Here is a 16,786-nt window from a genome sequence, read left to right on the forward strand (position 1 = left end):
AGGACTTTTTAATTTTTAACAATAATTATTTTTTCGCCGTAAACTACACCTCTTTCGGTTACCCCCTGAACAATAACTCTAAATTCTCCTGTTAAATCTCCTGTGGTAAAAGTTAGAGGAGTTTCAGTATTACTATTTAAAATGGTTTGATAATTCCAATAAATTGTAGCAAAGTTTATTGGTTCGTTTTTGTTGTTGATATCTGAAATGTAAAACTCTTTAGGCAATTCAATACTATTCAATATCAAAAAATTAGGTTTCTTTTCTACATCCAAACAACCAGGATAAACAATGGTGGGGCCATTTGACGGATACGTTTTGCCTTTCACTGGCATTGTTCCTGATGAGTGATTATTACAATTTAAAATTCCATATTGACAAACATAATCGCCACAAGCATTTATCCCTAAAGCTGATGAAAAACCTATTGAATTATCTCTTGAACTTTTGATTGTTACCTCATTCAACTTTATACCTGCTAAAGAAGTTATACTTTCCGTTGCTAATAAAACCCCCACTTTGCTAAGTTCGTTAACATAAGTAAGATCCTTCAGATAAGTTTTAATTTCATCAAACGGTTCGTTAATTTTAACATCATAACTCAGAAAATTTTTACCTCCAACGCTCAACCAGGTTTTCCTTTTTGGTTCAGAAATTAGAGCTTGAAAAGGCAAAACAAATTTCCCTGTGCTGTCTGTATTAATCACATTAACATTTCCACCCGTAATCGTATTAATTTCAATTGGAGATTTTAATGCTTTTTTTCCTTTAGAAAAGAAGCCTGAATATTCTATTTCAGAAATATTATTTTTGTGGTTTACAGCTAGAGTTTTCTGCTCCGGCCATTTATATTTTCTCCAGCCTTTAATTAGTAGAACATCTTCTAAATAATTTAAATCATTAAACTTAATTCCCGAGAAATTGGGAGGCATTTGGCCTAAATTATTCTCAAAAAAACTATAGTCAACTATGTTCTTTTTATTAGAAATATTGACTCTATTTGCCTGAACGACTGCAATAGAAACCAAGCCTTTGCTTAAAGGCTTATATTTAAATAATAATTTCAAGTTTAATTTCACACTATCTCTGGTTGTATAATGGTCTTTAATTCCATTGATTTCTAGCTGCTCTATCTCATCATAATGAGCGAAGAAAATTCTTTCTGATATTGGTCTATAAAAGCTATCGAGCAACGTAATGGTATTAATTCCAATCGGAACGGAATCAAGCTTAAGCAAAATTCTCGAAGCTTTTTTTGAATCTAGATTTAGTGCTGTTGATGAATATAAACGCTCGTAGTCATGTACAATTAAATGGACTTTTTGAGTTGAATTACTCTCTACTGAAAGTCTAAATTCTTTATTACCAATAGCAGAAGTAAATTTCAGGTTCGCACCACTATTCAAACTCTTAGGTAATTCATATTCTCCAAAAAGTGCATCGTCTTTTATAAGTTTAATAGTGTATTTTACGCCAGCTTCCGGAAGTAAATAAAAGCTGCCCATCCCAAAAGAATTTGTGCTAATTGTATCTAAAGTTTTCTTATCGGCATAAAGAATTGCCTTTGCACTAATTGCAGTGCCTTCAAAATCTTTAACCTCCCATCCTACTTTGCTTTGAATTCCAGAAATTAAATATCCTCCCTCGGGATAAAAATTAATCAGAAACTGGTATCTATTATTTATTGGAAGTTCGATTTTTTCATATCTCAAATACTTATCCTTTTTTACCGTGACAGAAATTAAATTATTCTCTTTAGTAATTTTATCAGATGGATAATCAATCATTATTTCACCAATAATACTGGTTTTAGATTTTCCTTTTTGAAGGATATGATTTCCTTTTCCAATTACATAGGAAACTTCAGCATCTGCTATAAAACGGTTATCGCTTGTGAGTGCTTTAAGCAAAACCGTTCCATTACCGGTTTTTTCATCCTTGGTTTTAAAAATTGATAAATTGGCTGTTAGTGGATTTACTTTTGATGATTTAATAACTATCGGTTGAATAAATTGAACATCGGGCTTTCCGTTTAACTTGATATTTGTATTTGCAACAAATCTATAATTACCACTTTGAGTGGAATCTGGTAATGTAAAGCCACCGAAAACAAAGCCTTTATCAATTAAAAATTTTTGCTGCAATACAACTGAACTATCAGCATTGCTTACTAAAGACAGATATAGTGTGTTATAATTGTCTAGATTGGTAATGGTTTTGAGCAAATAACCTGTAAACCAAACCTGATCGTTATTGGTGTAAACATTCTTATCAAAATGGATAAATAGCGTTGATGATTTCTGTTGCAATGAATATTGCTCCAGAACGTTTGCTATACTATCTGCTTTATTTACCTGAGCATTTAATGTTATTGAGGATGAGACAATAAGAAAAGCAGCAAGTAATTTTTTAAGCATAAAAATAGGTTCTGCTTAAAAATGAACATATTATTTTAGAATTTCAAACTAAATTATGCCGTGTAAAACACCGCCTTCCTGTGCCATTTCGTTAATTTTAGCTTCAACTTCTATATCTTTAATCAATTCTGGAGCGTGGTGCGGTTTTTTACGTGCATCAATAATCATCGGGCCTTTGCAACCCCAATGCTTATCGATTGTAAAATCATTAATACCATAAATATCTGCAGCCGGATTGCTTCTTGTAAAGGCTACCCAAACCAAGTTGTTGATATTGGCTGCAACAAATTCAGAATCATCGCAAAGAACAATTAATGGCAAGCCAGATAAATCTTTATCAATTAAAGCCATGTTAAGCTTGGCAATTTCGGCAGCAGTTTTTTCAGGGTTTTGGTATGGTTCTGCTTGCAAAACCAATACGCCAGCTATTGCAATTTTTGGGCTCGAAAAACCATCTGCTAATGTGGTTTCTGGAAAGGTATTCCAAAGTGTTCGTTTTTTATCTCCTGCAGCTGCAATAACAACTTTAGAGCCACTGTTTAATCCATCGCCACTATAATCTAATGTATCAATTGTAGTGTTAGTATAGAAATGAAGGTCTGTTTTTAAATCTATCCTTTCTAAAATATGCTGAATAAATTCTTCTATGTGATGTGTACTTAAATTTTCATTATCTTCTCTAGCTGCGATAAAAAGATATTTTGCCAGACTTAATTGATTTTTACCTAAAATATGATTAGCAATTGTAAGAATTTCCTGCGGCTTACGCTCTTTTAAATATGGCGTATATCTCTCGCTACCAATTGCAAATAATAGAGGGTGGACACCGGCTGCATCTACAGCATGAACTTCTTTTAAACCATGAATTTCTTGCGGAATTGCAGAACCTGTAATTTCATGAATTAAAGCACCAAAACTTGTATCTTCTTGTGGTGGTCGACCAACTACTGTGAAAGACCAAATTGCATCCTTTTTATGATATACGTTATGTACTTTCATCAAAGGAAATGGATGCGTTAAACTGTAATAGCCTAAATGGTCGCCGAAAGGCCCTTCAGGTTTATTTTCATTCGGATAAACCGTTCCGGTGATAATAAAATCAGCATCAGCAGAAATGCAAAAACCTTCATCATCATAAAAATATCTAAATCTTCTTCCGCCTAATGCTCCGGCAAAAGTCATTTCAGATAAACCTTCTGGTAATGGCATAACTGCAGAAAGTGGATGAGAAGGTGGTCCGCCAACAAAAATACTAACCTTAAGTGGTAAACCTAAAGCATTAGCTTTTGATTGATGAACGCCAATACCACGATGAATTTGATAGTGAAGTCCGATTTCTTTATCCTGTATATATTCGTTACCGCCCAGCTGAATTCTGTACATTCCTAAATTTGCATTAAGGACGCCAGGTTTTTCAACATCTTCGGTATAAACCTGTGGCATAGTAACGAAAGGACCACCATCCATTGGCCAATTAACAATTTGAGGTAATTTACTAATATCAGTTTTTAAAAAATTGCGCTTTGCAGATGGCGTTTTTAACGGCAAAGCTGAAAGCGCAGTTAGTGCAGTTCCGGCATACTTAAATGGCTTTTTAAGCGCTTGCATCGGGTCAGAACGTAAGCCGACCAATTGCTGTACTTTAGGCAAAGTATCTCTGAAAATAAATTTGGAGCGTTCTAATGTTCCAAATAAGTTTGATACAGCCGGAAAAGGACTTCCCTTAACTTTTTCGAAAAGCATAGCTGGACCACCATTTTCATATACACGTAAGTGAATGGCAGCCATTTCTAAATAAGGATCTACTTCTTCTTTTATCCTTAATAAATGACCATGCTTTTCTAAATCATTAATACATTCTGCTAAACTTTTGTATGCCATGCCCAAAGATATATGCTGAAAAACAAAAAAGCCACAGATTAACAGATTTAATATATAACCTGTTTATCTATGGCTTTTTAAAATAGAATAAAATTTTATTTCTTACCTGCAAATGAGCGTAACATCCAGGTATTTTTCTCTTTAAATTGCATAAAGCGATTAACCATATCATTTGAACCGTCATCACCAGCGTTATCTGTTTCATCTAGTAACTGGCGTTCGATATCAATTAAAGTTGCCATATCAGCCAAAATCTCGTCAACCATATCCATGTCTTTCATTCCAATGGTGTCAACTTCTTTAATTTGCGATTCTTTGATATAATCGGCAAAACGACTGTGCGGTGGTTTACCCAATGTTAAAACACGTTCTGCAATTTCATCAATAGTTAACTGGGCATTTGTGTAAAGTTCTTCGAATTTAATATGCAGCGTAAAAAAGTTTTGACCCTTAATGTTCCAATGGCAACCTCTTAATTTTTGGTAGTGAATATGATAATTAGCCAAGTAATCATTTAGAAGATCAACAACAGGTTTTACTTCCTTTTCATTTAAGCTTATTTCTTTTGCGTCCATTTTTTCTAATTTATATTTAATGTGTTTTTAACAATCAATCAACCTAAAAGTTTCGCATAAAATGCGATTTAAACAATACCTTAATTATATGTTCGTTTAATAGTGATGGTTATGCAAAAGAGCACGTTTTCCATATAAAAATAATTGATATTAATCAAGGTTAAATCATACAAAAATCATATTAGAAACCACAAAAAAATCACATTTCTTGTTACGTGGGTTTTATAATATTATTCGTATAATTGCTACCCTTATAAAAAATTTAGATAAAAATAAATGTATAAAATAGGCTTAACCGCTTTACTTCTGCTTGCGTTAAATGCATCAAATGTTAAAGCGAATAATATATTAATCGATTCTATTGGCGTAGAAAATAATAATGGTAAAAAGTTAATAGTTCACCAAACTGCCGCAAAAGATACTTACTACTCTATTGGTCGTCGCTATAATGTTCCACCGAAAGAAATTATGGCTTATAATGACAATAAGTATCTTCAAATTGGTGTAATTGTTAAAGTACCTACAAATCTCCCATTCGGAAATACTGCTACTGCTAGTTTGCCTCAAACAACTACTACTAATACCAGTGAGCATATTGTTGTAGCAAAGGATAACTTGAATATGTTGGCCGAAAAATATGGCACTACCGTAAATGAATTGAAATCGGTAAACAATCTTAAAACTATAAATTTAAGCATTGGGCAGGTTTTAAAAATTCCGGCTAAGAATGGAGAAGTTTCTAGTCAGCCCATTAATAATTCTCCGGTTACAAAAGAAGCTCCGGTTGCACCTACTGAACAGGCAAATACATCAAGCGAAACATTAATTGAACATGAAGTTAAGCCTAAAGAGTTTTTAGGAAAAATTGCAGAAAAATATGGAACAACTGTTGAAGAAATTAGAAAGGCAAATAATTTAAGCGGGAATAATTTACGTATTGGTCAGAAATTAAAAATACCAGCTACTAAAAATATTGATGAAAATAAAGTTGTAACAACTGCTGAAATAACTACACCAGATAGCAAACCAGTTACAAAAGATGCTGTAGGAACTCATACTGTTAAAAAAGGCGAAAGCATCTTTAACATTGCAAAGCAATATGGAATTACCGCTTATCAAGTCAGAAAGACAAATAATTTAGAGGATAATAATTTATCAACCGGGCAGGTTTTAAAAATTCCTTCGGATATCGTAACTGAAATTCCTCCGGTTAAAGAAAATACTGCCCCAGCTATAGTTAAAGAAACACCAAAAGAAGAAAGCTTTATTTATAATGTTGGTAGTGGCGAAACGATTTTTTCTATTGCAAAAAAATTCAGCCTTACTGCCTTTCAAATCAGAACGGCAAATAAACTTAATGATAATACCTTAACTGTTGGGCAGAAATTATTAATTCCTAAAGCTCCTGAACCTAAGTCAGTTGCTGAATTAGCTAAACAAGATCAAGACAGTAATCCAGATAGTACATCATTTAAAGACCCTAAACTTCGTGGTGCGCCAAGTAAATATGGTTTAAGCCAAATTGAGGAAAAAGGTGCGGCAGTTTCAATTTCTGATCCGGATTTAGATGCAAGTAAAATGCTTGTTTTACACCGTACAGCTCCAATTGGAACTATTATTAAATTAACTAACCCGATGACTAATCGTACAGCATTGGCTAAGGTTGTTGGTAAATTTACGGAGAACGAATCGACAAAAGATGTTATAATTGTAATGACTAAAGCTGTAGCAGACTCTTTAGGCGCTTTAGATAAAAGATTTTACTGCAATTTAACGTACGGTGTGCATGAGCTTGAATAAAAAACCATTTATAATTGGTATTGCCGGAGGAAGCGGTTCCGGAAAAACTTTTTTTTTAAACTGTTTTCTTCATCATTTCAAACAGGATGAAGTAACATTAGTTTCTCAGGATGATTATTACATCCCGGCAGGAGAAATGACCCAAGAAGAAAACAAACTTTACAATTTTGATTTACCTTCTACCATTGATAGTGAACAATTTTTAAGAGACATTAAGCAATTAATGAATGGTGAGGTTGTTTACAAAAAAGAATACAATTTCAATAATCCATTAGCGGTTGTTAAAATACTCGAAATAAAATCGGCTCCGATAATAATTGTTGAGGGATTATTTATTCTTCACTTTAAAGAAATCGCAGCGCTATTAGACCATATGATTTTTATCGATGCTGATGAACAAGTGGCATTAGATAGACGTATAAAACGTGATGGCTTGGAACGTGGTTATCCGGAAGATGATGTATTATATAAATGGCATAATCATGTTTTGCCAGCATATAAAGAATACTTATTGCCTTACAAAGGCATATGCAATAAAATCGTAGTAAATAATACAGACGAACCCGATGAAATTATTGCGATTACGGAAGAAATTTCTGTTGATTTAAGAAACAGCATTTTAATTGATAATTAAAACAAGAGGGCTTTGAAGTAAATCAAAGCCTTCTTGTTTATGCCTAATCCAATCTCATTTCAGGTATCTCTCCTTCAACAATCAATCTGCCCAAGGTAGATTGTTTAATAAAATCGACACTAACACCTGGTGCTCTTTCTAAAAGCTTAAAACCGCCTTCTGGCAAAATATCTAACACAGCAAGTTCTGTTACTACCTTTTTAATACATTTAACACCAGTTAATGGCAAAGTGCATTTTGGTAAAAGCTTACTTTCTCCGGCCTTGTTTATATGTTGCATGGCTACAATTATGTTTTTTGCTGATGCAACCAAATCCATTGCGCCGCCCATTCCTTTTACCATTTTACCCGGAATTTTCCAGTTGGCGATATCACCATTTTCTGAAACTTCCATTGCGCCTAAAATTGTTAAATCTACCTTTTGGGCCCTTATCATTCCAAAACTCATTGCCGAATCAAAAATTGATGAACCCGGTAATGTGGTGATGGTTTGTTTTCCTGCATTTATTAAATCTGCATCTTCTTCGCCTTCAAATGGAAATGGTCCCATGCCTAATAATCCGTTTTCTGATTGAAGCACAATGTTTATATCATTTGGAATATAATTTGCAACCAATGTAGGAATCCCTATACCAAGGTTAACGTAATACCCGTCTTTTATTTCTTTAGCAATACGCTGAGCGATTTCTTCTTTTGAAAATGCCATAGTCTTTTTAATGATTGAATTAAAGAGTGAATGAGTGATTGAATTTTGAATGAATGAGTGAGTGACTAAATCAACTAATTACTTTTCCTCACTGTTCTTTGTTCAATTCTCTTTTCGTAATCTTTTCCTTGAAAAATTCTGTGAACGTAAATTCCGGGTGTATGAATATGATCTGGTTCTAATTCTCCTGCTTCTACCAATTCTTCAACTTCAGCAATTGTAACTTTACCTGCCATTGCCATAACCGGATTAAAATTTCTACTTGTAGAACGAAAGATTAAATTCCCTGCTGTATCGCCTTTCCAGGCTTTTACAATAGCAAAATCTGCATCAAAAGCGTATTCCATCAGAAAATCTTTTCCATTAAAATTTCTGATTTCTTTACCTTCGGCAACTTCAGTTCCAACACCTGCGGGGGTAAAAATTGCGGGCATTCCGTAACCTGCTGCTAAACATCTTGTAGCCAAAGTTCCTTGCGGAATTAATTCTACCTCCAGTTCTCCGCTCAAAAGTTGTCTTTCAAATTCAGCATTCTCACCAACGTAAGAAGATATCATTTTTTTAACCTGACGCTGTTTTAACATCAATCCAATACCAAAATCATCTACCCCTGCGTTGTTTGAAATACAGGTTAAATCTTTAACTTTTTTATTAACTAATGCTGTTATACAATTCTCGGGGATGCCACATAGACCAAATCCTCCTAGCATTATTGTAGCGCCATCAGATATATCTCGGATTGCTTCTTCGGCACCTGATACAACTTTATTTATCATTTTATGAACTTTTGGTTAGTCTGCTAAAATACTAATTGCGTTTAATAACCTTGCAAGAATATTTTAAATCTATATGGAATAATTTATAATTGGAATTAATCTAAACAAGACTTACCTTTGTACTGCAATGATTTACGAGAGAGACGACAAAACTTTTATTCTTCCAACAGACCCGGAATTCCAAAAAGGGATTGGTTTTATTTTCAGCTGTATGGCAGAACATAAAAAATGTTGCGAGAAATTTAAAAAAGGCAAACGCTGTAAAAAGTGTCCAGGAAATAAGAAAAAGTAGTTTCTGTAGATTTTTAGTTGAGGTAAACATAGGTTATTCCATCACCACCTCTATCTGCATGTTCATCTTCCATCCTATTTACCTGACTGTATTTTCTTAGGTATTCGCGTATCATTTTCCTTAAAATGCCATCTCCTTTTCCATGTATCAGTTTAATTGATGGAAAACCTAGCATTATTGCTTTATCTAAATACTTTTCAACCTCGAATAACGCATCTTCAGTTCTCTTCCCTCTTAAATCCAACTCTGCTCTAAAACCCGAAACAGCATCATTCATTCTACCCGCAAAAGAATTACCTAAACTTTGAACAGCTTTTTTGGCTTCACGGTTGCTTATTTTCTGAACCCTGCTCTTTTTAACATTCGAACGTAAATCGCCAATGGCCAGAACCAAATCGTTGCGGTTAATTTCCAAAACGAGTCCGGTAGTTTCACTATCATTAAATTTTACGTAATCACCAACTTCAATTTCACCACCAAGAACTAAAGGTTGAGGTTTTGGCTTATCTACTTTTACCTCATTCTTAATAAGTTCCTTTTGTAAATTTTGTCTTAATTCTTTGGTAACTAACTTATCAGCCTGCTTTTCTTTTATCTCTGCAATGGTATTTTCTACTAATTTATTGGCGTTCTTTATAATATTTTGAGCTTCTTGCTTAGCTTCTTTTATCAAAACTCTACGATTTTCATCTAAGAAAGCTTTTAACTTTTCGTTCTCTGCAACCAGATTTTTAGCCTTATTTTGCTGATTGGCTAAACTTACTTTTGCATCGTAAATCGTTTTCTTCTCTCTTTCCAAATCAACCAACATCGTATCTACACGATTTTGATTTGAACCCGTTTTTTCTCTTGCTAGTTGAATTACTTCTTTTGGCAAACCTATATTCTGAGCAATTTCAAAAGCATAAGAACTACCAGGTTTACCCATTTCCAAAATATAAAGCGGTTTCATTTTGGTGTTATCAAAAAGCATAGATGCGTTTTCTAAACCACTGGTATTTCCTGCAAAAAGTTTTAAATTAGAATAGTGTGTTGTAATCACTCCACGTACTTTTTTATTATTCAAAACCTCTAAAACCGCCTCAGCCATTGGTCCACCAAATTGTGGATCTGTTCCTGTTCCAAATTCATCAATTAAAACCATTGTTTTTGGTGATGCATGTTCTACGAAATAACGCATCTTTTTCAAGTGTGCGCTATACGTACTTAAATCACTTTCAATTGATTGATCATCGCCAATATCTGCAAAAATATTTTCGAAAATTCCCACTTCACTATTTGCATCAACCGGAATTAACAAGCCAGTTTGTAACATTATCTGCAACAAACCAACCGTTTTCATACAAACAGATTTCCCACCGGCATTTGGTCCCGAAACCAATACAACCCGTGTTTCTGCATCAATATGAATATTTAGTGGAGTTATCGTTTTCTTATCAATAGCAAAAGATAAAAGCAATAAAGGATGCCTCGCATTAATCAGTTTCGTTTTTGATTCCTTTAACAAACCAGGCATTTCAGCTTCAATTTCTATTGCAAATAAAGCTTTTGCTCTAACAAAATCCAGTTTGGTTAAAAAGCCATGATATGATAAAAGTAACGGCGAATAAGGACGTAATTCATCTGTTAAGGCAATTAAAATTCTAATAATTTCTCTGCGCTTATCAAATTCTAAATCGCGAAGTTTATTATTTAAAGCAAAAACTTCTTCAGGCTCAATGTAAACAGTTTGGCCCGTTGCCGATTCATCATGTACAAAACCTTTTAGCTTCCTCTTGTTTTCAGCTAACACCGGAATACACATTCTTCCATCACGAATGGTTAAACTTCCATCAGCAACCCAATTATTTGCGATAGCTTGTTTATATATCGAATCCATTCGTTTCCTAACATCTTGCTCTGCCTTAGCAATTGATGAAGTAATTTCCTGCAATTCTTTTGATGCATTAGGTTTAATCTTTCCTTTTGCATCAATCACTTGCTCAATTTTACGAAGTATATTTTTTTCGATTGGAAGGTGTTCAAATAAAGCTTCTAGCGTTGGGTAAACTTCTGCTCTTTCTTCAAAAAACCTCAAAACCGAAAAAACGGTTTGAAGCGAAGTATAAATCTGAAACCATTCATCTTCCAATAGATATGTGCCTTCTACCCTAATTTTTTCTACCAGAGATTTAATATCAAAAAAGGTATTTATTTGAAGGGGTTCTTGATTTTGGATAATACTTTTAAACTCATTCGTTTGACGCAAAAACTTATCAATCTGGTCAAAACGACTCATTACTTGCATTTTAGATACCATAGTTTGCCCCATGATACTTAAACAATGCTTACTAATTAATTGCTTTATTTCTAAAAAGCCTAAACGCTCTAAACAATTTTCGGGATATAACATACTTATTTCACTTCCGTGGCCTTAACTAATTTAGTTTTTTTAGTCGAGTCGGCCTTCTCCATTACTACCTTTTGCTTCTCCAATTTATTGAAGATTACTTTATAAACCTCGCCCAGTTCTGCCGGATGAGCATAATAATATTTCATGCTTTGTGCATGTTTAGCAGAATCTATTCCATATTTCTTAAAAATCCCTTTATAATAAGCCGATGCTACTTTTCTTGATGAATCAAGATTACTTATCGTCGAAATATAACCATCAACAACATGAATATCGTACAATATATTTTGCATTTTTTCTGGCGGGGTTATGTCTGTCGGCATCTTTTCTTTACAGGCGAACAAAATAATCGAAGCCGATAAAAAGCATATCAAATTTCTCATGCTTAATTAATTATTATTTTTTGCCCAAATTGCGGCAAGGTTATTAATTTTACACAAAAATAGGTATAAATGAGCATAGCTGATAATCTTAAAAAATATAAAACCGAGGTAGAATCTGATAATGTCAAACTAATTGCTGTTTCTAAAACACAAACTAACGAAGCAATTTTAGAAGCTTATGAAGCTGGACAAAGGGTTTTTGGCGAAAACCACGTTCAGGAAATGGTAGATAAAGAAGCTGAGTTACCAAAAGATATTGAGTGGCATATGATTGGGCACTTACAAAGTAATAAAGTTAAATACATTGCGCCATTTGTTTCGCTGATTCATGGTGTAGATAGTTTAAAATTACTTCAGGAGATAAACAAACAAGCTAAAAAGAATAATAGAATAATTGATTGTTTATTACAGGTTTACATTGCCGATGAAGACACAAAATTTGGTTTAGGCTATGATGAAATTATTGAAATTTTACGGTCTGATGAGTTTACAGAACTAAAGAATATTCGAATAACAGGATTAATGGCAATTGCCACAAACACCAAAAACGAAAAACAAATTACCATAGAATTTAATGAGTTGAAAGTGCTTTTCGATGGTATTAAACTTAGCTTTTTTAAAGACGAAGAATCTTTCAAAGAAATATCTACCGGAATGAGTGCCGATTATAAGCTAGCTATTGAAGAAGGAAGTACAATGGTTAGAATTGGAAGTAGTATTTTTGGAAAAAGAATTATTAAACATTTTAAGGCCAATCCATCGGTTAATTAAATATGAGTGTAAATATTAGAGTGGCTACTGCGGCCGATTGCCCAAGATTGCTGGAGTTAATAAATGAATTGGCTGTTTACGAAAAAGCTCCTGAAGAAGTTACCGTTACTTTAGAGCATTTTATTGATGCAGGTTTTGGCGCAAACCCCGTTTGGAAAGCTTTTGTAGCAGAAGTTGATGATAATGTTATTGGGTTTGCATTGTATTATACCCGCTATTCTACCTGGAAAGGTTGCAGATTGTATTTAGAAGATTTTATCGTTACAGAAGATTTTAGAGGCAAGGGTGTTGGCAAACTCCTTTTCGAAAAAGTAATTGATGAGGCCAAAAACGGTAATTATATTGGCATGGTTTGGCAAGTGCTCGACTGGAATGAACCTGCAATTAATTTTTATAACAAATATGCATCAAACTTTGAAGCAGGCTGGTTAAACGCATCATTATCGAAACAGCAGCTTCAAAATTTATAATTTATGGAAATTTTTAAGTTTGGCGGTGCATCTGTTAAAGATGCTGAAGGAGTAAAAAATCTGGCAAATATCGTTCGCGATTATAAAAATGGTGAATTACTGATTGTGATTTCTGCAATGGGTAAAATCACCAATAAATTAGAAGAACTTAATTACGCTTATTTAAACCAAAGCGAAAACGCACATTCAATTTTTGAAGAAGTAAAGCATTTTCATTTTGATATAATTGAAGCTCTATTTGAGGGAAAACACAATCCGGTTTACGATGATGTAGCAAACACTTTTGTGGAAATTGATTGGTTATTAGAGGATGAGCCTGATAACGACCCTGATTATATTTACGATCAAATTGTTTCCATTGGCGAAGTTGTTTCTACAAAAATAGTTGCTGCATGGCTAAACGAAACAGGCAATAAAACACTTTGGGCAGATGCTCGTAATTACATTAAAACAGACAACACTTACCGTGAAGGAAAGGTAGATTGGGATAAAACAAATGCAATTATACAAAAGGAACTTAAGCCTTTATTAGCTCAAAATATAATAGTTACGCAGGGTTTTATTGGCGGTACGAGTGAAAATTATACGACAACTTTAGGTAGAGAGGGCTCTGATTATTCTGCTGCAATCTTTGCATCTTGTTTAGATGCAAATGCGTTAACCATTTGGAAAGATGTTCCAGGCGTTTTAAATGCAGACCCAAAATGGTTTGATGAAACGGAAAAAATCGACCAGCTCTCTTACCATGATGCAATTGAGTTGACATATTATGGCGCTACTGTAATTCATCCCAAAACAATAAAACCACTACAAAACAAAGGTATTCCGCTATTTGTGCGTTCTTTTATAACTCCAGAAGGCAATGGAACTGCAATAACGAAAGAAAATAATCCTTTACCTGTACCTTCGTTTATCTTTAAAGTTAATCAGGCACTTATTTCGATATTTCCGAAAGATTATTCCTTTATCATAGAAGAAAACCTGAGCAATATCTTCGATTTATTCCACAAACATCGGGTTAAGATTAACACCATGCTTAATTCTGCCATCAGTTTTTCGGTAAGTGTAGATGATAACGAGGAGAAAATATCAAAACTGATTGATGCTTTATCTGCTCAATTCACCATAAAATATAACAAGAATCTGGAACTGGTTACCATTAGATATTACAACCAACAAACCATTGATAGAGTGGCTGTTGATAAGGATATTTTATTAGAGGTAAAAAGCAGACATACTTGCCAAATGGTAATGAAAGACAAAAATACAAACAGATAAAAATGAATGATGAGATTTTAGATGAAGCCGTTCAGGATTATATCAATTTAAACTTAAATAATGATGTAAATAAGATTGCTTTATCTAAATCTCCGTTTGAAAATATTTCAGCTGCTGAACTTGCAAATCAGATCGCGGCTAAAAAAAAATCCGAGAAAAAATTACCAACTTGGTTTAGCACATCAAAAATCTATTATCCTTCTACCCTTTCAATTGAGCAAACTTCATCTGAAATAACCGCGAAATATAAATCCAAATTAGCGATTGGCAATAATTTAATTGATTTAACTGCTGGCTTTGGGATTGATGCTTATTATTTCGCTCAAGCAGTTAGAGAAGTTACCCATTGTGAAATAAACGACGATTTATCTTCAATTGCCAAACACAATGCTCAACAATTAAATACTAAAAACATCAATTTTGGAGCAGTAAATGGACTTGAATATCTCGAAAAAACAAAGTTAATATTTAGCACCGTTTACATCGACCCTGCCAGAAGAGCAGAAAAAGGAAAGGTTTTTTTGCTGAAAGATTGTACTCCTGATGTGGTAAGTAATTTCGATAAAATTTTAGCCAAAACGGATAGATTAATTATTAAAACTGCTCCACTATTAGATATTTCAGCTGGTTTAGCAGAACTGAAATGCGTAAGTGAAATTCATATTTTGAGTGTAAAAAATGAATGTAAAGAGTTAATCTGGGTTATAGATAAAGATTTTACTGGTAAGCCTAAAATTATTGCAGTTACACTAAACAACTCAGAAAAGGAATTTAGTTTTTTTCTTTCTGAAATGAATACGAATGTGATTTATGCAGAAGTTCTAAATACACACGATTATTTGTACGAACCTGATGCTGCATTATTAAAATCGGGAGCTTTTAATTTGATTGGTCAAAAGTATGGCTTAAAGAAACTGCATCAACAAACTCAGCTATATACTTCTCAAAAAATTGAGTCTACATTTCCAGGTAGAATATTTAAGATTAATTCAATTATTAAAGGCAATGAATTAAAGAAACAAAAGGATTTGTTTGGAAATGTTATTGTTAGAAATTATCCTGCAAAAGCAGAAGAAATAGTAAAAAAATTCAAAATTAAAAGCGATAAAGATTTTTTTCTGATTTTCACTAAAAATATAAATAACGAATTAATTGTAATCTCAGCGCAGATAATTCAATACTATTAAAAAAGAAAAGTCTTTCATTAAAAACGAAAGACTTTTTAGGGATGTTTAAAAATATTTTGCTTTTAAACTTTCTTAACATTTACTGCTTGCAAACCTTTTCGACCTTCTGCAACTTCAAACTCTACCTGATCGTTTTCTTTTAAACTATCAATCCCACCTAAAACGTCTTTAAAATGTACAAATAAATCTTTATTGTCTTCTTGAACAATAAAACCAAAGCCCTTTTGAGTGTTAAACCATTTAACTTTACCGGTAGCCATAAAAAAAATAAAAAATATATAAAAATTAAACCTTTAAAACTTTGTTTCTAATTTTTATACTACCAATTGAAAAAATAAAATCAATAAACAATCAGAAAAAGCGTTAATCTCGAAACAAAGTAACCAAATATAATTAATCAAACACTAAAAATCAATTAATTACAAGTGTTTTAGAAGAAAATTAGATGTTATTTATTTGGCTGAGGCGTTGTTCTCAGATATGGCTTAATAATTTTATGTCCTTTAGGAAATTTTGCAGGAATATCTTCTGTTTTTATACTATTTACAACAATAACATCTTCTCCATCTTGCCAATCTGCTGGTGTAGCTACGCTATAATTCGCAGTTAGCTGCAAAGAGTCTATAACTCTTAAAACTTCATTAAAATTTCTACCGGTTGAAGCTGGATAAGTAATAGTTAATTTAACTTTTTTATCAGGACCGATAACAAATAATGAACGAACGGTTAAAGTTTCTGAAGCATTAGGATGAATCATGTCATACAAATTTGCTACAGTTTTATCTGGATCGGCAATAATTGGAAACTCAACTGAAGTATTCTGAGTTTCATTAATATCATTTATCCATCCTTTGTGAGATTCTGCTGTATCAACACTGATTGCCAATACCTTAACATTTCTTTTTTCAAATTCACCTTTTAGTGCTGCCGTTCGTCCAAGTTCTGTAGTACAAACTGGTGTATAATCTGCCGGGTGCGAAAATAAAACACCCCAACCATCACCTAAATATTCGTAAAAATCAATTTTACCTATTGATGTTTCTGCCTGGAAATTTGGTGCGATATCGCCTAATCTTATACTCATAATTATAATTTTATTTAAGTTGATAAACAAATCTAAACAATAGAATAGTAAATATATAGACTTTATATAATTTAAAAGCAATATCCTAAAACAAAAAAACCTTGAAGGTTTTAGCCAACAAGGTTTTAAGCATATTAATT

At 33.1% G+C, this 16,786-nt stretch carries 15 protein-coding genes; 6 read left to right on the plus strand and 9 right to left on the minus strand.

Annotated features, from left to right (window positions below; translation table 11 throughout):
* Positions 1 to 8: 8 nt before the first annotated feature.
* From ACO05K_RS08220 to ACO05K_RS08230, 3 genes are all read right to left on the minus strand, one after another.
* A complete protein-coding gene (locus ACO05K_RS08220; protein WP_421943962.1) occupies positions 9 to 2,417 on the minus strand; it encodes a hypothetical protein in 2,409 nt (802 codons plus the stop codon).
* A gap of 48 nt (positions 2,418 to 2,465) precedes the next feature.
* Complete coding sequence (locus ACO05K_RS08225; protein WP_421943963.1) at positions 2,466 to 4,298, minus strand: UbiD family decarboxylase; 1,833 nt, start codon at positions 4,296 to 4,298, stop codon at positions 2,466 to 2,468.
* Positions 4,299 to 4,393: 95 nt separating this feature from the next.
* Positions 4,394 to 4,873, minus strand: a complete 480-nt coding sequence (locus ACO05K_RS08230; RefSeq protein ID WP_421943964.1) for a Dps family protein — start codon at positions 4,871 to 4,873, stop codon at positions 4,394 to 4,396.
* 276 nt (positions 4,874 to 5,149) lie between these two features.
* Between ACO05K_RS08230 and ACO05K_RS08235 the strand changes: the two genes are divergently transcribed.
* Together ACO05K_RS08235 and ACO05K_RS08240 are read left to right on the plus strand one after the other, a co-directional pair.
* Entirely contained in the window at positions 5,150 to 6,673 is a 1,524-nt protein-coding gene (locus ACO05K_RS08235) for a LysM peptidoglycan-binding domain-containing protein (RefSeq protein ID WP_421943965.1), read from the plus strand.
* Positions 6,666 to 7,307 (plus strand): uridine kinase family protein, encoded by a 642-nt coding sequence (locus tag ACO05K_RS08240; RefSeq protein ID WP_421946285.1) that lies wholly within the window; start codon positions 6,666 to 6,668, stop codon positions 7,305 to 7,307. Before ACO05K_RS08235 ends, ACO05K_RS08240 begins: the two co-directional genes overlap by 8 nt.
* A gap of 43 nt (positions 7,308 to 7,350) precedes the next feature.
* Here the strand turns inward: ACO05K_RS08240 and ACO05K_RS08245 are convergent, their stop codons facing one another.
* The 4 genes from ACO05K_RS08245 to ACO05K_RS08260 all read right to left on the minus strand — a co-directional run bounded on the left by ACO05K_RS08245 (position 7,351) and on the right by ACO05K_RS08260 (position 11,856).
* Positions 7,351 to 8,013, minus strand: coding sequence for a CoA transferase subunit B (locus ACO05K_RS08245; RefSeq protein WP_421943966.1), 663 nt, complete (start codon positions 8,011 to 8,013; stop codon positions 7,351 to 7,353).
* 74 nt (positions 8,014 to 8,087) lie between these two features.
* A complete protein-coding gene (locus tag ACO05K_RS08250) occupies positions 8,088 to 8,789 on the minus strand; it encodes a CoA transferase subunit A (RefSeq protein WP_421943967.1) in 702 nt (233 codons plus the stop codon).
* 305 nt (positions 8,790 to 9,094) lie between these two features.
* Positions 9,095 to 11,473: an endonuclease MutS2 gene (locus ACO05K_RS08255; RefSeq protein WP_421943968.1), complete on the minus strand. Its 2,379-nt coding sequence runs from the start codon at positions 11,471 to 11,473 to the stop codon at positions 9,095 to 9,097.
* 2 nt (positions 11,474 to 11,475) lie between these two features.
* A complete protein-coding gene (locus ACO05K_RS08260; protein ID WP_421943969.1) occupies positions 11,476 to 11,856 on the minus strand; it encodes a DUF4296 domain-containing protein in 381 nt (126 codons plus the stop codon).
* A gap of 69 nt (positions 11,857 to 11,925) precedes the next feature.
* On the opposite strand from ACO05K_RS08260, the gene ACO05K_RS08265 reads away from it, so the two are divergent.
* Genes ACO05K_RS08265 through ACO05K_RS08280 form a run of 4 tightly spaced genes read left to right on the plus strand, consistent with a single transcriptional unit; the run spans position 11,926 to position 15,562 of the window.
* Entirely contained in the window at positions 11,926 to 12,627 is a 702-nt protein-coding gene (locus ACO05K_RS08265; protein WP_421943970.1) for a YggS family pyridoxal phosphate-dependent enzyme, read from the plus strand.
* Between the two features lie 2 nt (positions 12,628 to 12,629).
* On the plus strand, positions 12,630 to 13,097 hold the full coding sequence (locus ACO05K_RS08270) for a GNAT family N-acetyltransferase (RefSeq protein WP_421943971.1): 468 nt from the start codon (positions 12,630 to 12,632) through the stop codon (positions 13,095 to 13,097).
* A gap of 3 nt (positions 13,098 to 13,100) precedes the next feature.
* Positions 13,101 to 14,375, plus strand: a complete 1,275-nt coding sequence (locus ACO05K_RS08275; protein ID WP_421943972.1) for an aspartate kinase — start codon at positions 13,101 to 13,103, stop codon at positions 14,373 to 14,375.
* A 2-nt stretch (positions 14,376 to 14,377) separates the two neighbouring features.
* Positions 14,378 to 15,562 (plus strand): THUMP-like domain-containing protein, encoded by a 1,185-nt coding sequence (locus tag ACO05K_RS08280; RefSeq protein ID WP_421943973.1) that lies wholly within the window; start codon positions 14,378 to 14,380, stop codon positions 15,560 to 15,562.
* Between the two features lie 62 nt (positions 15,563 to 15,624).
* On the opposite strand, the gene ACO05K_RS08285 is transcribed toward ACO05K_RS08280, so the two are convergent.
* Both ACO05K_RS08285 and ACO05K_RS08290 read right to left on the minus strand, forming a co-directional pair.
* On the minus strand, positions 15,625 to 15,822 hold the full coding sequence (locus ACO05K_RS08285) for a cold-shock protein (RefSeq protein WP_421943974.1): 198 nt from the start codon (positions 15,820 to 15,822) through the stop codon (positions 15,625 to 15,627).
* Between the two features lie 188 nt (positions 15,823 to 16,010).
* Entirely contained in the window at positions 16,011 to 16,646 is a 636-nt protein-coding gene (locus ACO05K_RS08290) for a peroxiredoxin (protein ID WP_421943975.1), read from the minus strand.
* Positions 16,647 to 16,786 lie beyond the last annotated feature (140 nt).

The sequence above is a fragment of the Pedobacter sp. genome, assembly GCF_965227205.1.
Classification (GTDB): Bacteria; Bacteroidota; Bacteroidia; order Sphingobacteriales; family Sphingobacteriaceae; genus Pedobacter.